This window comes from Nocardia vermiculata NBRC 100427 (assembly GCF_001613265.1).
GTDB lineage: Bacteria > Actinomycetota > Actinomycetes > Mycobacteriales > Mycobacteriaceae > Nocardia > Nocardia vermiculata.
Window position 1 is genome coordinate 312,192 of record NZ_BDCA01000001.1, and the last position, 17,149, is coordinate 329,340.

General features: G+C 67.6%; 19 protein-coding genes. 10 read left to right on the plus strand and 9 right to left on the minus strand.

Features of this window, described 5'->3' with window-relative positions; genetic code table 11:
* Position 1: 1 nt before the first annotated feature.
* The 3 genes from NV2_RS01445 to pgi form a co-directional block, all read right to left on the minus strand.
* Positions 2 to 670 carry an ATP-binding cassette domain-containing protein gene (locus NV2_RS01445; protein ID WP_067867996.1) on the minus strand — a complete coding sequence of 223 codons (669 nt, stop codon included), beginning with the start codon at positions 668 to 670 and terminating at the stop codon, positions 2 to 4.
* Positions 671 to 815: 145 nt separating this feature from the next.
* The gene (gnd, locus tag NV2_RS01450; RefSeq protein ID WP_067869107.1) at positions 816 to 2,258 is read right to left on the minus strand and encodes an NADP-dependent phosphogluconate dehydrogenase; all 1,443 of its coding nucleotides are present in this window, start codon (positions 2,256 to 2,258) and stop codon (positions 816 to 818) included.
* A 3-nt stretch (positions 2,259 to 2,261) separates the two neighbouring features.
* The gene (pgi, locus tag NV2_RS01455) at positions 2,262 to 3,965 is read right to left on the minus strand and encodes a glucose-6-phosphate isomerase (protein ID WP_084473805.1); all 1,704 of its coding nucleotides are present in this window, start codon (positions 3,963 to 3,965) and stop codon (positions 2,262 to 2,264) included.
* Positions 3,966 to 4,104: 139 nt separating this feature from the next.
* On the opposite strand from pgi, the gene NV2_RS01460 reads away from it, so the two are divergent.
* Positions 4,105 to 4,896, plus strand: coding sequence for a DeoR/GlpR family DNA-binding transcription regulator (locus NV2_RS01460; protein ID WP_281198494.1), 792 nt, complete (start codon positions 4,105 to 4,107; stop codon positions 4,894 to 4,896).
* 43 nt (positions 4,897 to 4,939) lie between these two features.
* Here the strand turns inward: NV2_RS01460 and NV2_RS01465 are convergent, their stop codons facing one another.
* Positions 4,940 to 5,149 carry a hypothetical protein gene (locus NV2_RS01465; protein WP_067867999.1) on the minus strand — a complete coding sequence of 70 codons (210 nt, stop codon included), beginning with the start codon at positions 5,147 to 5,149 and terminating at the stop codon, positions 4,940 to 4,942.
* 302 nt (positions 5,150 to 5,451) lie between these two features.
* On the opposite strand from NV2_RS01465, the gene NV2_RS01470 reads away from it, so the two are divergent.
* Entirely contained in the window at positions 5,452 to 7,290 is a 1,839-nt protein-coding gene (locus tag NV2_RS01470) for a glycoside hydrolase family 15 protein (RefSeq protein WP_067868002.1), read from the plus strand.
* Between the two features lie 4 nt (positions 7,291 to 7,294).
* Entirely contained in the window at positions 7,295 to 8,671 is a 1,377-nt protein-coding gene (locus tag NV2_RS01475) for an MFS transporter (RefSeq protein WP_067868004.1), read from the plus strand.
* A gap of 211 nt (positions 8,672 to 8,882) precedes the next feature.
* Here the strand turns inward: NV2_RS01475 and NV2_RS01480 are convergent, their stop codons facing one another.
* Entirely contained in the window at positions 8,883 to 9,584 is a 702-nt protein-coding gene (locus NV2_RS01480) for a response regulator (RefSeq protein ID WP_245662387.1), read from the minus strand.
* Positions 9,577 to 10,800: a sensor histidine kinase gene (locus NV2_RS01485; RefSeq protein ID WP_157102700.1), complete on the minus strand. Its 1,224-nt coding sequence runs from the start codon at positions 10,798 to 10,800 to the stop codon at positions 9,577 to 9,579. The genes NV2_RS01480 and NV2_RS01485 overlap by 8 nt, the downstream gene beginning before the upstream one ends.
* A gap of 164 nt (positions 10,801 to 10,964) precedes the next feature.
* Here NV2_RS01485 and NV2_RS01490 point away from each other — a divergent pair, with 164 nt between their 5' ends.
* Positions 10,965 to 11,558: a hypothetical protein gene (locus NV2_RS01490; RefSeq protein WP_210748919.1), complete on the plus strand. Its 594-nt coding sequence runs from the start codon at positions 10,965 to 10,967 to the stop codon at positions 11,556 to 11,558.
* An 8-nt stretch (positions 11,559 to 11,566) separates the two neighbouring features.
* On the opposite strand, the gene NV2_RS01495 is transcribed toward NV2_RS01490, so the two are convergent.
* Positions 11,567 to 12,115, minus strand: coding sequence for a TetR/AcrR family transcriptional regulator (locus tag NV2_RS01495; protein WP_067868012.1), 549 nt, complete (start codon positions 12,113 to 12,115; stop codon positions 11,567 to 11,569).
* Between the two features lie 102 nt (positions 12,116 to 12,217).
* Here NV2_RS01495 and NV2_RS01500 point away from each other — a divergent pair, with 102 nt between their 5' ends.
* Together NV2_RS01500 and NV2_RS01505 are read left to right on the plus strand one after the other, a co-directional pair.
* Positions 12,218 to 12,709: a hypothetical protein gene (locus NV2_RS01500; RefSeq protein WP_157102701.1), complete on the plus strand. Its 492-nt coding sequence runs from the start codon at positions 12,218 to 12,220 to the stop codon at positions 12,707 to 12,709.
* 51 nt (positions 12,710 to 12,760) lie between these two features.
* On the plus strand, positions 12,761 to 13,261 hold the full coding sequence (locus NV2_RS01505; protein ID WP_067868018.1) for a nuclear transport factor 2 family protein: 501 nt from the start codon (positions 12,761 to 12,763) through the stop codon (positions 13,259 to 13,261).
* Here the strand turns inward: NV2_RS01505 and sigJ are convergent.
* On the minus strand, positions 13,251 to 14,144 hold the full coding sequence (sigJ, locus tag NV2_RS01510) for an RNA polymerase sigma factor SigJ (RefSeq protein WP_067868021.1): 894 nt from the start codon (positions 14,142 to 14,144) through the stop codon (positions 13,251 to 13,253). The two genes, NV2_RS01505 and sigJ, sit on opposite strands and share 11 nt — an antisense overlap.
* Before the next feature lie 143 nt (positions 14,145 to 14,287).
* On the opposite strand from sigJ, the gene NV2_RS31270 reads away from it, so the two are divergent.
* Together NV2_RS31270 and NV2_RS31275 are read left to right on the plus strand one after the other, a co-directional pair.
* Positions 14,288 to 14,917 (plus strand): NADPH-dependent FMN reductase, encoded by a 630-nt coding sequence (locus NV2_RS31270; RefSeq protein WP_067868024.1) that lies wholly within the window; start codon positions 14,288 to 14,290, stop codon positions 14,915 to 14,917.
* Positions 14,874 to 15,341, plus strand: a complete 468-nt coding sequence (locus NV2_RS31275) for a YybH family protein (protein ID WP_067868027.1) — start codon at positions 14,874 to 14,876, stop codon at positions 15,339 to 15,341. The genes NV2_RS31270 and NV2_RS31275 overlap by 44 nt, the downstream gene beginning before the upstream one ends.
* A 22-nt stretch (positions 15,342 to 15,363) precedes the next feature.
* On the opposite strand, the gene NV2_RS01525 is transcribed toward NV2_RS31275, so the two are convergent.
* Entirely contained in the window at positions 15,364 to 16,014 is a 651-nt protein-coding gene (locus tag NV2_RS01525) for a TetR/AcrR family transcriptional regulator (protein ID WP_067869120.1), read from the minus strand.
* Between the two features lie 127 nt (positions 16,015 to 16,141).
* Here NV2_RS01525 and NV2_RS01530 point away from each other — a divergent pair, with 127 nt between their 5' ends.
* Together NV2_RS01530 and NV2_RS01535 are read left to right on the plus strand one after the other, a co-directional pair.
* On the plus strand, positions 16,142 to 16,609 hold the full coding sequence (locus NV2_RS01530; protein WP_067868030.1) for a nuclear transport factor 2 family protein: 468 nt from the start codon (positions 16,142 to 16,144) through the stop codon (positions 16,607 to 16,609).
* Positions 16,606 to 17,103 carry a hypothetical protein gene (locus NV2_RS01535; protein WP_067868033.1) on the plus strand — a complete coding sequence of 166 codons (498 nt, stop codon included), beginning with the start codon at positions 16,606 to 16,608 and terminating at the stop codon, positions 17,101 to 17,103. The genes NV2_RS01530 and NV2_RS01535 overlap by 4 nt, the downstream gene beginning before the upstream one ends.
* Positions 17,104 to 17,149: the final 46 nt, after the last annotated feature.

A 17,149-nucleotide genomic window follows, 5' to 3' on the forward strand; every position in this document is an offset into this window, starting at 1 on the left:
CTCACTCCTGTGGAAGAGGGATCTGATCTCGCTGTGCCGGATGTGGTAATTCGACGACCGTGACCGGGTCGGCCAGTGCCGGAACGTCGGTGCTCGCGGCGAGCACGGTGCATCCGTGCGCGGCGAGGGTCGCCAACGAGTCCCACACGCCCCGCGTCTGCTCGGCACCACAACCGCGCCCGATATCGTCGACGACCACCGCCGCCGGTGCCTCGGCCGCGGCCAGTGCGACGGCCAGCAATGCCTGCTGCTCAGGGGGCAGTTGCGCCACCGTCGAATCCGATGCTGCCTCGATACCGAGCAGGGTGAACGCCTCGGCGATCGCCGCTCGGTCCGCCGGTCCGATCAGGGTCCGCTCGGCGACCAGATCGCGGACGCGCAGTTCGTCGTCCAGTCCGGCCGCGGGCTCGGCTCGCGCCACTGCCACCAGCCGACGAACGGCGCGCGCCTGCTCCGGCAACCGGTAACCGCCCACCGATGCGGCACCCGCGACCAACCGCATGCGTCCCGACAGCGCCAGCAGCAGCGAGGTGCGGCCGGACCCCTGCGGACCCACGATCACCCCCAGCGCGCCCGCCGCCACCTCCAGCGATACTCCGGCGAATGCGCATCCACGGGCCCCGCGCGCGGTGATACCCCGAGCGGCGATGTCGATACCGGAGAAACGCATCGAGCCGATAGTACCCGGCGAACCTGCACGCAAGTGGTCAGCAATCGCCGGAGAAAACACAGCGCGGAGGCCCGGCAGTGGACCTCCGCGCGTGGACCGGACGGCTCACCGGCCCGAATTCCGGGACCGGCAGCGCCGATTCGGGCTAGGCCGAGATCTCGCTGCGGTCACCGCTCCACAAGGTGTGGAACTTGCCGTCGGCATCCACCCGCTCGTAGGTGTGGGCGCCGAAGAAATCGCGCTGAGCCTGGGTCAGCGCGGCGGGCAGGCGCTCGGCGCGCAGTGCGTCGTAGTAGGACAGCGACGAGGCGAAGGCCGGGACCGGAATACCCAGCAGGGTTGCGGTCGACACGACGCGCCGCCAGCTGTCGATGGCGTGCTCGATGGCCTCACGGAAGTAGGGGGCCAGGATCAGGCTCGGCAGTGCCGGATTCTGCTCGTAGGCCTCCTTGATGCGGTTGAGGAAGCGCGCGCGGATGATGCAGCCGCCACGCCAGATGGTGGCCATGTCACCGGGGTGCAGATCCCAGTCGTATTCGGCGCTGCCGGCCGCGATCTGGTCGAAGCCCTGGGCGTAGGCGACGATCTTGGAGGCGTAGAGGGCCTGGCGGATGTCCTCGGTGAACTGTGCCGCGTCGGCCGGCTTGTCGGCCAGCGTTCCGGAGGCCAGGCCCTGGGCGGCCTTGCGCTGGTCCCGCGAACCCGACAGCGCGCGAGCGAAGACGGCCTCGGCGATACCGGTGACGGGGATGCCGAGGTCCAATGCGGACTTGACCGTCCAGCGGCCGGTCCCCTTCTGCTCGGCCGCATCGACGATCACATCGACCAGCGGCTTTCCGGTCTTGGCGTCGGTCTGCTTCAGCACCTCCGCGGTGATCTCCACCAGATAGGACTCGAGGTCGCCCGAATTCCACTCGGTGAACACGTCGGCGACCTGACCGGCATCGAAGCCCAGCGCCCCGCGGAACAGGTTGTAGGCCTCACCGATCAGCTGCATATCGGCGTATTCGATGCCGTTGTGCACCATTTTGACGAAGTGGCCGGAGCCGTCCGGGCCGATGTGGGTGCAGCACGGGGTGCCGTCGACCTGGGCGGCGATCTTCTCCAGCATCGGGCCCAGCGATTCGTAGGACTCCTTCGGTCCACCCGGCATGATCGCCGGGCCGTTGAGCGCACCCTCCTCACCACCGGAGATGCCGGCGCCGACGAAGTTCAGCCCGCGCGCCTTCATCGCGGCTTCGCGGCGGATGGTGTCGGTGTAGAGGGCGTTACCACCGTCGATGATGATGTCGCCGGGCTCCATCGCGCTCGCCAGTTCCTCGATGACGGCGTCGGTGGCGTCACCGGCCTTCACCATGATGAGTACCCGGCGCGGCTTCTCCAGTGCGCCCACGAACTCGGAGATGGTCTCGGTCCGCACGAACTCGCCGTCGTCACCGTGCGCCTCGAGCAGCGCATCGGTCTTGGCGATGCTCCGGTTGTGCAGTGCGACGGTGTAGCCGTTGCGGGCGAAGTTCCGGGCGATATTGCTGCCCATGACCGCCAGCCCGGTGACGCCGATCTGAGCACTTGCAGTAGCAGAAGTCATCATTCATCTCTCTTCGAGTTGGGCCGCGGATGTCCGGGCGGCAGTATTCGACTCGCGCGCGTTCCGGTAACGCATTATCAGTGCGTCGGTGGAACTGTCGAAACCGGGTTGCCGATCGGACCGAAGTTCGTCGTGGATCCGGGTGGCGAGCGTCTTGCCGAGCTCGACGCCCCACTGATCGAACGAATTCACACCCCAGATCCAACCCTGTACGAAAACCTTGTGCTCATACAGGGCGACCAACCGGCCCAGAGTGCGGGCCGTGAGGCGGGGCAGCAGGATGGTGTTGGTGGAGCGGTTGCCCGGAAACCACCGGTGCGGCGGTCGGTCGCCGGGATCGTCGGCGGCCCCGAAGGCCAGGGCGCGGGTCTGCGCGAACAGGTTGGCCATCAGCAGGTCGTGATGCTCGCGCAAGTCGTGTGCGGGTTCGAGCACTCCGATGAAGTCGCACGGCACCGGCGTCGTGCCCTGATGCAGCATCTGGAAGAAGGCGTGCTGCCCGTTGGTTCCCGGCTCCCCCCAGATGATCGGTGCGGTGTCCACCGCAACCCGGTCTCCGTCCCGGTCGACGCTCTTTCCGTTGCTCTCCATGTCCAGCTGCTGCAGATAAGCGGGCAGGCGGCTCAGCCGCTGGTCGTAGGGCAACACCGCATATGCCTGCGCACCACGGAAGTTCCGATGCCAGATCCCGAGCAGGCCGAGCAGCACCGGCAGGTTCTGTTCGAACGGCGCACTGCGGAAGTGGCTGTCCATCCCGTGCGCTCCGGCGAGCAGTTCCCGGAACTGTCCGGGACCGACGGCGATCATCAGCGACAGCCCGATCGCCGACCACAGCGAGTACCGACCGCCCACCCAGTCCCAGAATTCGAACATATTGGCCGGGTCGATCCCGAACGCCGCGACCTGTTCGGCATTAGTCGATACCGCGACGAAATGCTTGGCGACCGCATCCGGGTCGTCGAGCCGGTCCAGCAGCCACTGCCGCGCGGTCCGGGCATTGGTCAGGGTCTCGACGGTGGTGAAGGTTTTCGACGAGACGACGAACAACGTGGTCTCCGGGTCGAGATCGCCGAGTGTCCGGGTGATGTCGTGACCGTCGATATTCGAGACGAACCGAGCCTCGATACCTGCGTCCGCCAGTTCCGACAATGCCCGATAGGCCATGGCCGGACCGAGATCGGAGCCGCCTATACCGATATTCACGACCGTCCGAATCGGCCGCCCGGTCGCACCGCACCACCGGCCCGCCCGCACCCGGTCGGCGAAATCGCTCATCCGATCCAGCACCTCGTGCACCGCGGGCGACACCTGCGCGCCGGCGGGCGAGAGCGCACCGGCGACCGGCGCGCGCAGCGCGGTATGCAGTACCGCACGATCTTCGGTGGTGTTGATGTGATCGCCGGCGATCATCGCGTCGATCCCGGCACGCAGACCGCGCTCGGTGGCCAAGCGCACCAGCAGGTCCAGGGTGTGTTCGGTGACGGTGTTCTTCGAATAGTCGAGCACCAGGCCGTCGTACTCGGCCGACATGACGGTGCCGCGCCGCGGATCCGCGGCGAACAGCTCGGTCAGCGAGGTCGCGGCCAGTTCGTCGCGATGTGCGCACAATTCGCGCCAGACGGGTAGGTCCACCGGGCCGCCCGGGCGCCGGCCGATGGTCGAACCGGGTGCGTCCTGGTCGAGAAACGGTTTCGCGGAGCGATTCATGGTGGCCTCGAATCCCGGTTGTGCCCGATATCGCGTTGTGCACGAAATCGCGCAGGCTGTGCTCGAAATCATGCACTTCGATGAGCGAGCAAGTCAACCGGAACTCCTAGTACTATGCGGAAACCGCAGTACAGCACCAGTGACGCACGACCCGCCTCGGGAGGCACAGTTGCTCGCCAGCACGCGACGGCGCGAAATCATGCACAGGCTGGTCACCAACGGTTACGTGGAGGCCAAGGCCCTCGCCGACGAACTCGGCGTCGATGCGTCCACGATTCGCCGCGACCTCGACGCCCTGGAGCGAGCCGGGCAGGCACAACGCACCCACGGCGGCGCCCGCCCCACCCCCGGCGCCACCGCGAAACTGCCCTACACCATGAAAGAGGGCGAACACCTCACCGAGAAGGCGGCGATCGGCGAGGCGGCCGCGACCCGGGTCCGCGACGGCGACACGGTGATCCTCGACAGCGGTTCCACCACCTACGAAGTCGCCCGCGCCCTGCGCGACCGATCCGACCTCACCGTCATCACCAATGACCTGCGCATCGCCACCCTCGTCGCCGACACACCCGGCGCCCGCCTGCTCGTCACCGGCGGCGAACTCCTCGGCTCGGTCTACACCCTCGTCGGCGAACGCGCGATCGCCTTCCTGTCCGACTACGCCGCCGACTGGGCCTTCCTCGGCGCCGACGCGGTCGACCGCACCGCAGGCATCACCAACATGAACACCCTCGAGGTTCCGCTCAAACGCGCGATGATCGCCACCTCCGCCCAGGCGATCGTGGTGGCAGACAGCTCCAAATTCGGCCGCCGCGCCCTCGCCAAGGTCGCGGGAGTGGACGAGATCGACGGCGTGATCACCGATTTCGGGTTGGATCCGGAAATCTCGGATCAGTTCGGAGATTCGGTGGCGCAGGCGGGGGCAGCCTGAGTTCGCGGCGCCGCCCATCGGCTTTCCCCGGCTGTGCCGACTGTCAGCCGGCGGACCCGGTGGCCATCAGCTCGCTCAGCCCGTAGGCCAACGCGCACAGACCAGTCTGCTGCGAGGTCGCGGTGCAACCGATCGACGACGACCCCGCATCGGCCACCACGCCGGTAGCAGGTACGGGTGCCGCCGCGGCGGTGCCGATCCCGAGGAACGACACTGCACCCCCCAACACCACTCCTGCGACTGCGTATTTCATCTGTCTCCCTTTCTCGCATGCGACAACGGGAGTCGACGGTAGTTGCCCCCCACCCCGGACCGTAGCCCCGACTTCCCGGGGCGCCCGCGCAATGCCGTCGCTACGATCCGCCTACTCCGTTCGTACAGCTCGTGGAGCACCACCGGCGCCCTGCCCCGATCCGTTTCGCTGAACTTTTGCTGTTGCGCTCCCATGAACCCGGTCGGAGCGCACAATAGTGGCTGTCAGGCGCAGTCGTTCACTCCGGTTGCGAGATGAGGGCCGGAGCGTAGTCGGTATTCCGCCTCCCGCGAGGAGCGAGGATGGACCCGTACCCTCCGATCGCCGACCACGGCATCGTCGGCGATCTGCAGACCGCGGCGCTGGTGTCGTCCGCGGGGACGGTCGACTGGTGGTGCACGCCACGATTCGATTCACCGAGCGTCTTCGGCGCCCTGCTGGACCACGAACGCGGCGGATACTTCCGGATCGCCGCAGATTTGCCGGAGGGCGACGTTGCGATCAAGCAGCTGTATCTTCCCGATACCGCGGCGCTGGTAACCCGGTTCATGGCGCCCGACGGAGTCGGTGAGGTCGCCGACTTCATGCTGCCGATCGACAACGACGCACCCACCGACCGGCACCGGCTGATCCGGGTGGTGCGGGTCGTGCGGGGCACTCTGCCGTTCACGGTTGCCTGCCGGCCTCGCTTCGACTACGGCCGAGCCCAGCACCGCACCGAGACCCACGGCGAGCGATGGATCGTCTTCGCCGGGCCCGAGACCACCGTGCATCTGCAGGCCTGCGCACCGGTCGTCTTCGGCGTCGAGGACGGCGATGCGGTCGGTCGTTTCGAGCTCGGCCAGGGCGAGACGGCGGTGATCACGCTGACCGCGACCGCCGCCGGTTCGGACTTCCCCGCGGCACCGGAACGCGACCGGGTCGCCGCCGAATTCGGGCAGTGCCGCGAATGGTGGCAGCAGTGGTTGCGCCATTCGACCTATCGCGGCCGGTGGCGCGATATGGTCGACCGCTCGGCGATCACGCTGAAGCTCCTCACCTACGCGCCGACCGGTGCGCCGATCGCGGCGGCGACCATGGGCCTGCCCGAACAACCGGGCGGGGAACGGAACTGGGATTACCGCTACACCTGGATCCGCGACGGCTCGCTGTCGGTGCGGGCACTGCTCGATCTGGGATTCACCGCCGAGGCTCTCGCATTTCGCCGCTGGCTGCGAGATCGACTGGAAGCGGGCAATACTGCCTCCGGCGAGCCGTTGCAGATCATGTACCGCGTCGACGGCGATCCGCGGCTGGACGAGCAGGTGCTCGAACACTGGGAAGGCTATCGCGGGTCGGCGCCGGTACGCGTCGGCAACGGTGCGGCCGACCAGCTGCAACTCGACATCTACGGCGAGGCGGCCGACGCACTGGCCCAGACCTCCGATATCGGAAGTATTGCCGGGTGGCGGGTGTTCGCCGACCTACTGGACTGGCTCGTCGATCATTGGGATCGTCCCGACGAGGGAATATGGGAAACCCGGGGCGGCAGACAGGATTTCACCTACAGCCGGTTGATGACCTGGGTGGCCTTCGACCGCGGCATCCGCCTCGCGACCGCCCATGCGCGCCCGGCCGATCTTCCGCGCTGGACCCGGGCCCGCGACGCCGTCTTCGCCCAGATCATCGACCGCGGGTGGAGCCGCAAGCGCCGAGCATTCGTCCAGCATTTCCGCACCGAAGTGCTGGATGCATCGCTGCTGCTGATGCCACGCATGGGCTTCATCACGCCGCGCGATCCCGACTGGCTCAGCACTCTCGACGCCATGGATGCCGAACTGGTCAGCGACAGCCTGGTCTACCGTTACGATCCGGCTGCCTCACCGGACGGGTTACGCGGCGCGGAAGGCACTTTCACCCTGTGCAGCTTCCTGTACGTGGAGGCGCTGGCCCGAGCGGGGCGGGTGCAGCAAGCCCGTTACGCTTTCGACAAGATGCTCACCTACGCCAACCATGTCGGGCTGTTCGCCGAGGAGATCGGCCCGTCCGGGGAGCAATTGGGCAATTTCCCACAGGCCTTCACTCATCTGGCACTGGTGGCCGCGGCGATGGCGCTCGACGACGAACTCGATCGCGTCGAATCCGGCTCCGGAACGTCGTGAGACCATGATCGAGCCCGGCGCTCCGACCCGCCCGCGCGGCGTGCTGGTGCCGCTGGCGCTCGCCCAGTTCATCTGTAGTTTCGCCGGTACCAATATGGCGGTGATGATCACCGACATCAGCACCGACCTCGACGCCGACGTGGCCGGGGTACAGCTGGTGATCACGCTGTTCCTGCTCATCATGGCGGCGCTGATGATCCCGGGGGGCAAACTCACCGACCGCTTCGGCCGCACACGCTGCTTCACCGTAGGTCTCTCGGTGTACGGCGTCGGCGCGATCGTGAGCGCACTCGCCCCGGCACTGGGTGTGCTCGCGCTGGGCAACTCCGTGCTGGAAGGGGTCGGCACCGCGCTGCTGATCCCACCGGTGTACATCCTGACCACGCTGCTTTTCACCGAAACCAGCTCCCGGGCAAGGGCCTTCGGAATCATCATGGCGATGGGCGGGCTCGGCGCCGCCGCCGGACCGCTGCTCGGCGGCCTGATCGCCTCGGGGGTGGGGTGGCGGGCGGCCTTCGCCTTCCAGGCAGTGGTGGTAGCAGTCATCCTGATCTCGACTCGTCGCCTGCACGACCCCGTCCCACCGGACCCGAGCCGCACCCTCGATCTCACCGGAACCATCGTGTCGGCGACCGGACTCGTCCTGCTGGTCCTCGGAATCCTGGTCGCCGACAACGACCTGCGGTGGAGCGTGGTACTGATCGTGGTGGCGGTGCTCCTGCTGATCGGATTCTTCGTCCACGCGCGCGCCGCCGACAAGGCGGGCCGCGAACCCTTGGTTTCGCCGACGCTGTTTCGCAGCCCCGCCTCCAACCTCGGCCTGATCACCCAATTGCTGCAGTGGCTGATCCTGATGGGCACCTCGTTCGTGGTATCGGCCTACCTGCAGGTGGTCCGCGGCTACGATCCCATCGGCACCGGCGTCATCTTCACCGCCGCGACCGCCGGCCTGCTGCTGTCATCGCTGAGCGCCGCACGGCTGACACGCCACTTCGCCCAGCGCACCCTCGTCATGGCCGGATTCGTCGTGGTCGTCGCAGGCATTGCGATCCTCGTCGCGTTGGCCGGGCGCACACTCGCCCCGTGGGCCTTCGCACCCGGACTCCTCCTGATCGGCCTCGGGCTCGGCTCGATGCTCACCCCGTCGGTGAACATCGTGCAGTCGGCGTTCACCGAGGAGCACCAGGGCGAGATCTCCGGACTGTCGCGGTGTGTCTCCAACCTGGGTTCGACGCTGGGCACCGCGATCGCCGGCACCATCCTCGTCGCCGGCCTGAGCAGTCATGCCTACGCGGCCGCGATGCTCGTACTGGCCGGGGCCGGAGTGATCGGACTGTTCGCGGCGGCGGGACTGCCCCGCCCGGTAGCCGTCCCGCGATGATGAGCGGCCACCCTGGCGCGGGCGTTGTCACTGCCGAGTCGGCGCAGAGCGGAGGTTCAAGCGCAGACGCGGTTGAGCTCGTCGGTGAACGGATCCAAGGGCCACCACCCGATATGAGCAATGGGGTTTTCAGAATGACCGGGCCGAATAGCGAGCCGCACAACGCGCACCGCCTGCACCGAGGCAAGCCGTGCCGAGTACGGCAGTGCTCTTACCCCCGCTCGCCGGGGACCACTGTCCCGGATTCGTAGGCGAAGACGACGAGCTGGGCGCGGTCGCGCGCACCGAGTTTGGTGAGTAGGCGTCCGACGTGGGTCTTCACGGTGGCGATGCTGACATACAGCGTCCCGGCGATCTCGGCGTTGGAACTCCCGGCGGCGATATGGCCGAGCACCTCGCGTTCGCGGTCGGTGAGGGCCGCGAGTGCCTGCAGCGCCGCGGACTGCGGGGGCGACGTCGCCGGGTGGCGAGCGAAGGCGCTGATCATGCGGCGGGTGACGCTCGGCGTCAGCAGCGCGTCACCATCCGCGACGACCCGGATGGCGTGCAGCAATTCCTCCGGCGAGGATCCCTTGAGGATAAATCCGGCCGCACCGTTGCGCAGCGCGCGGAATACGTGCTCGTCCTGATCGAAGGTGGTCACGATCAGCACATGCGGCCGGTCGACACCGTCGGCGGCGATGTGCCGCATCGCTTCCAGGCCGTCCATCACGGGCATACGAATGTCCATCAGCACCACATCGGGCGACAGCTGCCGGGTCAGGCGCACCGCCTCGCTACCGGTTCCGGCTTCACCGACCACGGTGAGATCCGGCGCGGAATCGACGAGAACGCGAAAACCGGCGCGCACCAACGCTTCGTCGTCGGCGATCAGAACACGGATCGACTCCGGTGAGTGCGCGGTGTCAGACACGGCGGTCCGCATCGATCGGGAAGCTCGCGGTCACCGCGAAGCCGCCGTCGTCGAGTGGCCCGGCATCGAATCGGCCGCCGAAAAGCGCTACCCGCTCTCGCATGCCGGCCACACCGAGCCCCGATCCGCTGGAACCGATTCCGTCGTCCGTCCCGGCGGTGGATCCGTTGTCGGTGATCGAGGCGGCCAATTCCGCTGACGTATGCCGGATCTCGACCACCGCGTGGTCCGCATGTGCATGCTTGACGATGTTCGTGAGAGCCTCCTGCACGATCCGATACACCGTGGTCTGTAGCAACAGCGGATAGTCGGCCGCCGCACCCAGCACGCGATATTCCAGCATGAGCCCATCGTGCCGCATACGGTCGACGAGCTCGGGCACCTCGGCCAAGGCGGGTTCGGCCGGTTCGGCGTGCCCCGGCTCGCGGATCTGCGACAGCACGTCCCGCAGTTCGGTGAGCGCGGCACGGCTGGCCGTTTCGATGGTGCTCAGCGCGCGGCGCACCTCCCCCGGATTCTCGTCGATCAGCATCCGCGCCACGCCCGAGCGGACCGCGACCATGCTCAGCGTGTGCGACAGTAGATCGTGCACGTCGCGGGACACGCGCAGTCGTTCCTCGGCCCGGATCCGGCGTTCGGTCTCGATGGCTCGTGCACGTTCCTGCTCGGCCAGGCGCTGCCGGTATTCGCGCCGGGTCCGGAGCATGTCACCGAGCAGCCAGGCCGGCACGGCGATCAGCAACTGCACCATATTCTGGTCCTGATCCGGGTATGCAGCGAACGCCACACCGGTTGCCACGGACACCGCGCCCACGGCAATACCGGTCTCCACCAGCGATTCCCGCCGTGGCCGCCGGTGGGCGAGCGTGGCCACGGCGATCGCGAGCGCCGGGCCGGTGTTGCTCACCCATGGCGTGAACCGCACCCCGGCAAGCGCGGCGGCGCACAGCACGACCGCAACCGCGATGAGCACGGCCGCCGGCATGCGCCGGCGCACGAGCAACGGCACGACCGCAGCGATGCCGAATCCGGCGATCGCCGCGGTCGAACCGATCCCGTCGCCGAGGCCCACCAGCAGCGGTCCGGTGAACAGCACGAAGCATGCGACCGCGATCGCGATGTCGATCGCATCCGGCCCGCCGGAGGCCGCACGACGGCGGCAGGCGAACCGCTGATACCACTGCGGCGTGGCCGAAGGCGCGACGGTGCGGAACATGGCTCGACCGTAATCGTCCGGCACGCCGGGGCGCGTCACCCTTCGGTCCGGTTCCGCAGTCATCCGGAGGTCGGACGCCGCGGGTGCCGTCCGTCCGAGGTGGACCGGCACTACTGTGCCACGAGCCGACGACACGGCCGGGTCCCGGAAGCGAGGCTGATCCCATGAACACTCACGGCATCCAGCGCCCCTCGCCCGAATCCCGGACGCCGACCCGATCACGGCTGTCGACCGCACTGGTCGCGCTCGCGACCTCACTCTTCGCGGTAGGCGTCGTATCCGGCGGCATATCGTGGCTGGGCCGCTCCGCGCAGCGCGAAACCCACGTGGCGGGCACGGCCGCCTGGTGGCCACATCTGGTGCTACTGGCTCTCACGGTGCTCGGCGCCGTGTGGCTCGCACGCCGCTCCGCGGACCCGCTCGGCCTCCTGCTCGCGCCACTGGGCACCCGTGCCGCCCAACGGATCACGCGCACCGCGTCCGCGGCTCGACGCCATCCGACCGCGGCGCTGCGTCTGCTGATCTCACTGCTGCCACTGGCCCTTCTGGCGTACAGCTGTTGGCGTGTCGGCGAACAGCTCCTCGGCGGGCTCGACCCGAATTTCACCGTCAACGCCTGGGGCGGCCCCGGCTATTTCGGGGCGATGGCCTGCCACTACCTCGACGCCATCCTGATGATGGCGGCCGCGGCCGGGCTGCTGCACCTGCTGCTACTTCCCGCGAAGGATCGGTCCGCACCACCGAACAGTCGGGGATAGGGCGCCGCTCAGTCGAACAGCAGGTGGGCGGCATGCGCGACCACGTCACCGCGACTCTGCCCCGGATGGTCGGCCTTGATCAGGTGATTGCCGATCACGACCGAGAATGCGAGTAGCGCAACGGCTTCGAGATCACGCTCCGCGACGCCGGAGCTCTCGAGCATGCTGCGCAGATAGTCCATCCGGGCGTTGTCCACCTTCCGCAGCCGCTGCGCCACGGTGTCGTCGCGGCGTGCCCAGGCGCGGATCGCGAGATCCAACGGGGTCAAATCTTCGGCGAAGGTGAGCATTCCGGCGCGGCGCGCCTTCTCCCTCGGATCTCCGCCCTCGGCCTCGACCTGGCCGACCACATCGTCGACGGCACGGCGCTCCCACTCGTCGAGCATCGCCTCGAGCAGTTCGTTGCGGGAACCGAACTGCCGGTAGAAACCGCCGCGAGTCACCCCGAGTCGGGCCGCGAGTGGTTCGACCCGCACGGCATCGGGGCCGTGTTCCTCGAGGACGGCCAGCCCGGCCTCGATCCAGGCCCGTCGCGGGGTGCGCACGGGTGGCGCCATCGCCTTCTCCTTGTCGACCGGCTCTTCTCCCCCTTGATTAGACCACCATACATAGATACAGTACTGTTCTGCATCTATCGAGAACAGCCGAAAGGTCTCGCCATGTCAGTAGCCACCCCCGTCGTAGTGCGGCAATCCGGTATCTCCGACGATCTCCTCGCCCTCACCACACTCACCGATGTCGCCTACGTCGACTGCCACGTCCTGGAAACCCCCGCGGCCACCACCCGCACCGCGCAACAGTGGGCGCGCGCAATCATGGAAGATGTTCCCGCCGCCGTCCACGAGCGACTGCTCACCGGTTGGGGCGGCCTCCGCCTCGACCTGGAGCAGGACGCTCCGAACACTGTCTGCGGCTGGCGGATCGCTGTCGATTCACCGGAGTGTGTGGTGTTGCGCGCGAATTCGGAACTCGGCTTTCGCGGCGAACTGGTCACCGAAGTGCTCGATCGGTCCGTACGCTTCGCCACCTTCGTCACGATGTCCGCCCCACAAGGCCCGGAGGTGTGGTTTCCGCTGGTGCCGAAACACACTGCGGTGGTGCGGTCACTACTCGAGGACGCCGGGCGAGGTGTTCCCGCGCCCGTCCGGTAGGTAGGTTCCCCTCAGGGTGCAGTCACCGTCCCGCACCCTGAGGAGGGTTGCATGTCCGATCCACTACCGACTGCCGATATCGCCGACCTGGCGAAACGACTGTCTCGATGGGAAGCCGTCGAGCAGATCAAATCGCTCAAACACCGCTACTTCCGCGCGTGTGATGCCAAGGATCCGCAGGGTTTCCGGGACTGTTTCGTCCCCGGCGCGCCCGTCGACTACGGCGAGCTGGGCAGCACCGATGCCGAGGGAATGGCGTCGGTGTTCGAGTCGATCGCCCTGCAAGAGGTCGACGGCCGTCATGTGATCCTCGATATGCACCACGGCCTGCACGCCGATATCGAGGTGCACGAGGACGGCACTGCGACCGGGCGATGGACGCTGCGATTCCGTCAGGTGAATCTGATCGAACGCACCGAATCCGTCACCAGCGGTGAGTATCGCGACGAATACGTTGTGCAGGACGGCCGGTGGCGGATGGCGGCGTGCCGGTTCCAGCGGAACTGGTCGATCACCCGGCCGATCGACGCCGACTGCCGGATCACACAGTAGCCGTCCAGGACCGCAGTTTCTCCGGATTCCGGATCGCCCAGATACGGGCGATCCGGCCGTCCGCGATATCGAACGCATACACCGAGACAACGGTGCCGTCGAGCTCAGCCACCAGACCGGGCTGACCGTTCACGGTGCGCTCCAGCACCGCTACCGCCGGTCCGCGCGTCGCGATCTCCATCCAGGTGCGGGCGATCCGTTCGCCGCCGATGATCGGGTCCCGGAACGCCGGGGCCAAACCGCCGCTGTCGGCCGTCGCGGTAGCCTGCGGGTCGAGCACACCGATCAGGGCTCCGATATCCCTGGTTTCCCACGCGTGTTTGAACCTGCGGACCACCTCGGCGCGCTCGTCACCCGACGGTTGCCGCGAGGTATCGATGCGGCGGCGGGCGCTGGATGCGAGCTGGCGGCAGGCCGCGGGGGTACGGCCGACCACCTCGGCGATCTCGGCGAACGAGTAGCGGAATACGTCGTGCAGCACGAAGGCCACTCGCTCGGCCGGGGTCATGGAATCCAGCACGACGAGGAAGGCCATGCCGATCGACTCGTCGAGGGTGATCCGATCGGCGGGATCGACCGGGGTGGGGCCACCGAACCAATCGGAGCGCCCGGGAACCGGCTCCGGAATCCACTCGCCCACATAGTGTTCGCGCCGGGCTCGCGCGGAACCCAGCAGATCGAGGCAGATCCGTCCGGCCACCGTGGTCAACCAGGCGCCGGGCACCACCACTTCCCGGCGCTGTCGCTCGGACAGTGCGTACCAGCGCGTGTAGGTCTCCTGCACCACGTCCTCGGCTTCGGCCAGGGAGCCCAGCAGTCGGTAGGCCAGCTGGAGCAGCTGCCGGCGTTCGCCGATCACCCTGTGCAGATGCGGGTCCGTCATTGTCGGCTCCTTCGGTCCGTATCCCTCACCCGTACCGACGAGACAGCACGGCGATATGTGAGCCGGACGGTCCGGGCCTGACATTCCGGAGGGCTACCTCGTCGGGAGGTCGTGACAACGTCGGCACGACAGGAGTTCGGACCATGATCAGAATCGGCATCATCCTCGGCAGTACCCGCCCCAACCGTAACGGCGCGCAGGTCGCCCGGTGGGTGCTGGACACGGCAGCCCAGCGCGGCGACGCCGAGTTCGAAGCGATCGATCTGCGCGACCACCCACTCCCCCATCTCGACGAGCCCGCACCACCGATGTTCGGCCCCTCGGCCAACGAACACACCCGCGCCTGGGCCGAGCGGATCGCACCGTTCGACGGTTTCGTGCTGGTGACCCCGGAATACAACGGCGGGATCCCCGGCGTGCTGAAGAACGCCATCGATCATCTGTTCACGGAATGGACCGACAAGGCGGTCGGATTCGTCTCCTACGGCGTGTCCGGCGGCGCCCGCTCGGTCGTCCAGTTGCGGACCGTCTGCGGCACTCTCGGCATGGCCGATGTCGGCCGTCAGGTCGCGATCTCGCTGCTCACCGATTTCGAGAACCACACCACCTTCGTACCGCAGGCCACGCACGACGCAACCCTGCACAAGACCCTGGACCAGGTCATCTCCTGGAGCACCGCCCTGGCGCCGCTGCGCGCGACCGCCGCCACCCACCCCGAAGGAGCAGATCATGACGACACCGATCGACTCTCGCCCGCAGGCCGACCGCGGTGAGCCGGAGGAAATCCGCATCCGCCGCCGGCTCGACCTGCTGATCGACGCACTGCGCGCCCGGAACCTGGACGCGTTGCGAGCGCTCTACACCGTCGACGTGGTGTCCTTCGATGTCGAGCCGCCGCTGCAGCACAGCGGTATCGCGGCCAAACTGGAGAACTGGGCGAAAGTCTTCCTCGTCTTCGACACCGTGAACTACGAGATCCGCGAGCTGACGGTCACCGTGGGCGGGGACGTCGCGTTCGCCCACGCCTTCGCCCGTCTGTACGGCACTCTCGCGGACGGCACCACGACCGACGGGATGTGGGTACGGGCCACCTTCGGCCTGCGCAAGATCGACCACACCTGGCTGATCGCCCACGATCAGGTCTCGGTGCCGTTCGATATGGCTACCGGACGCGGGGTGCTCGATCTGGTCCCCTGACGACGCGATCCACGGACGCCGGTCACGCTCCGCCGGCGCGGGGCCCGGTGGAGCTTCCCCGGTCCTGCTGCAGGAGCAGCCCGTTGGCGACGACATCGGTCGCGGTCACGAGAAGCTCGCGCAGTTCGGATACGTTGCGGCGTAGGTGGTCCGGCCGCCAGGCAAGGCTGATGATGCCGTTCCACGCGGACCAGAGCATGGTGGCGACTCGGACCGGGTCGACCGACCGCATCAGGCCGTCCGCTATGCCGCGGCGCAGGGCGGCAACCATGCGCGCGTTCTGCTCGTCGATCGCGCGGGCCAAGCTCTCGGACAGGTCCTTACCGGCGGCGTAGCGTCCGGGGCCGGTGGGAAAGGCGAGCATCCGGAAGTACTCGGGGCTGTCGAGGTAGAACTGCAGGTACTGTTCCGCGGCGGCGTAGAGCTGCTCCACCGGGCCACGCTCGGCGGTATACGCGTGGTCCATGTACCGGCGGTCGATATCGAGCGCGCGTTGCACGACCGCGGCGTGTAAGCCGCGTTTGGAACCGAAGTGGTTGTAGATCGACCCGACGGCCACGCCCGCGCGGGCGGCGATCTCCTCGACGGTGACGTCCTCCACGGATCGTGCACTGAAGATTTCCTGCGCGGCCTGCTGGAGCGCATCCATGGTGCGCTGTTTCCGGGGATCCACGCGGCACACTCCAGTTCTTGCAGCCATTGCAGCACATCGATTCGGCCAGTATTCTAGCCACGGACAGTTTCTTGCAACCATTACAAGAATCGGTCACACGTTCCTCGTCTCACGCGAAGGAGTGCTCATGGCGGATTGGCCGACACTGCACGACAAGGTGGTGAGCACCTTCGCGGCAGGCTGGAACGAACCGGCCCCACACGCGTGGGACGAACTCCTGGCCACCGATGTCGAACTCGCGCAACCGATGCTGCGGCACTGTCACAGTCGTGCCGCATGGCAGGACGAGGCGAAACGGCTACTGACCCTGGTGCCCGACCTGCGGGGTGAGGTGGTGTCCTGGTCGGCTCACGAAGACACGATGTTCATCCGGGTCCGCTTCACCGGCACCCTCGGCGGCGCACCGCTGACATGGGAAGCGGTGGACGTGGCCCGGATAGATCAGCAGGGCACGGTGCTACGCCGCGAATCGTTCTTCGACTCGGCAGTACCCGCCACCGCGGTATTGCAGCGCCCGAGCGCATGGTTGCCGTGGTGGCGGTCCGGCATCGCCCCCTTGGCCGGGCGCCGCCGCATCCTCGGGCGGCCACGATGATCCCGACTCCCCCACACCGGGTTCCCGCATCACCGCAACAGTTCGTCCGCGAAGCCCAGCGCAGCACCAACGAACGCGATACCACCGCCGCCCGAAGGGTATTCGCTCGTGACGCCCTCTGGGTCAGCATCATCGACGGCATGGTCATCGAAGCGCACGGCATCACCGAAATCGACCAGCGCTGGCAACTGCTGTGCCGCTTCATGCACGCCCGCCGGATGACGGTCACCAAACGCCTGATGACCTCCGACGACCGGCTGATCGTCAACGAATGGTCCGGCAGCCTCGACGGGAGGGACACCGCTGTCGGCATCGAATACTGGATCTTCGACGACAAGGGCTCGGTCACCGAACAACGGCTCTACGGATTCCTCGACGCCCACCCCGACACCAGCCTCCGCCAATCCCTGCGCATGCTGTCGTCCTATCCCCGCACCGCCCTGGCCTTCGCCCGCGCCCGGGTGAGCACGGCCGCCGCGGCGCCCGTGCGGTGAACGGCGAACATCGGAGCCGGGCACGAGCGGCACGATGTCACCGGGA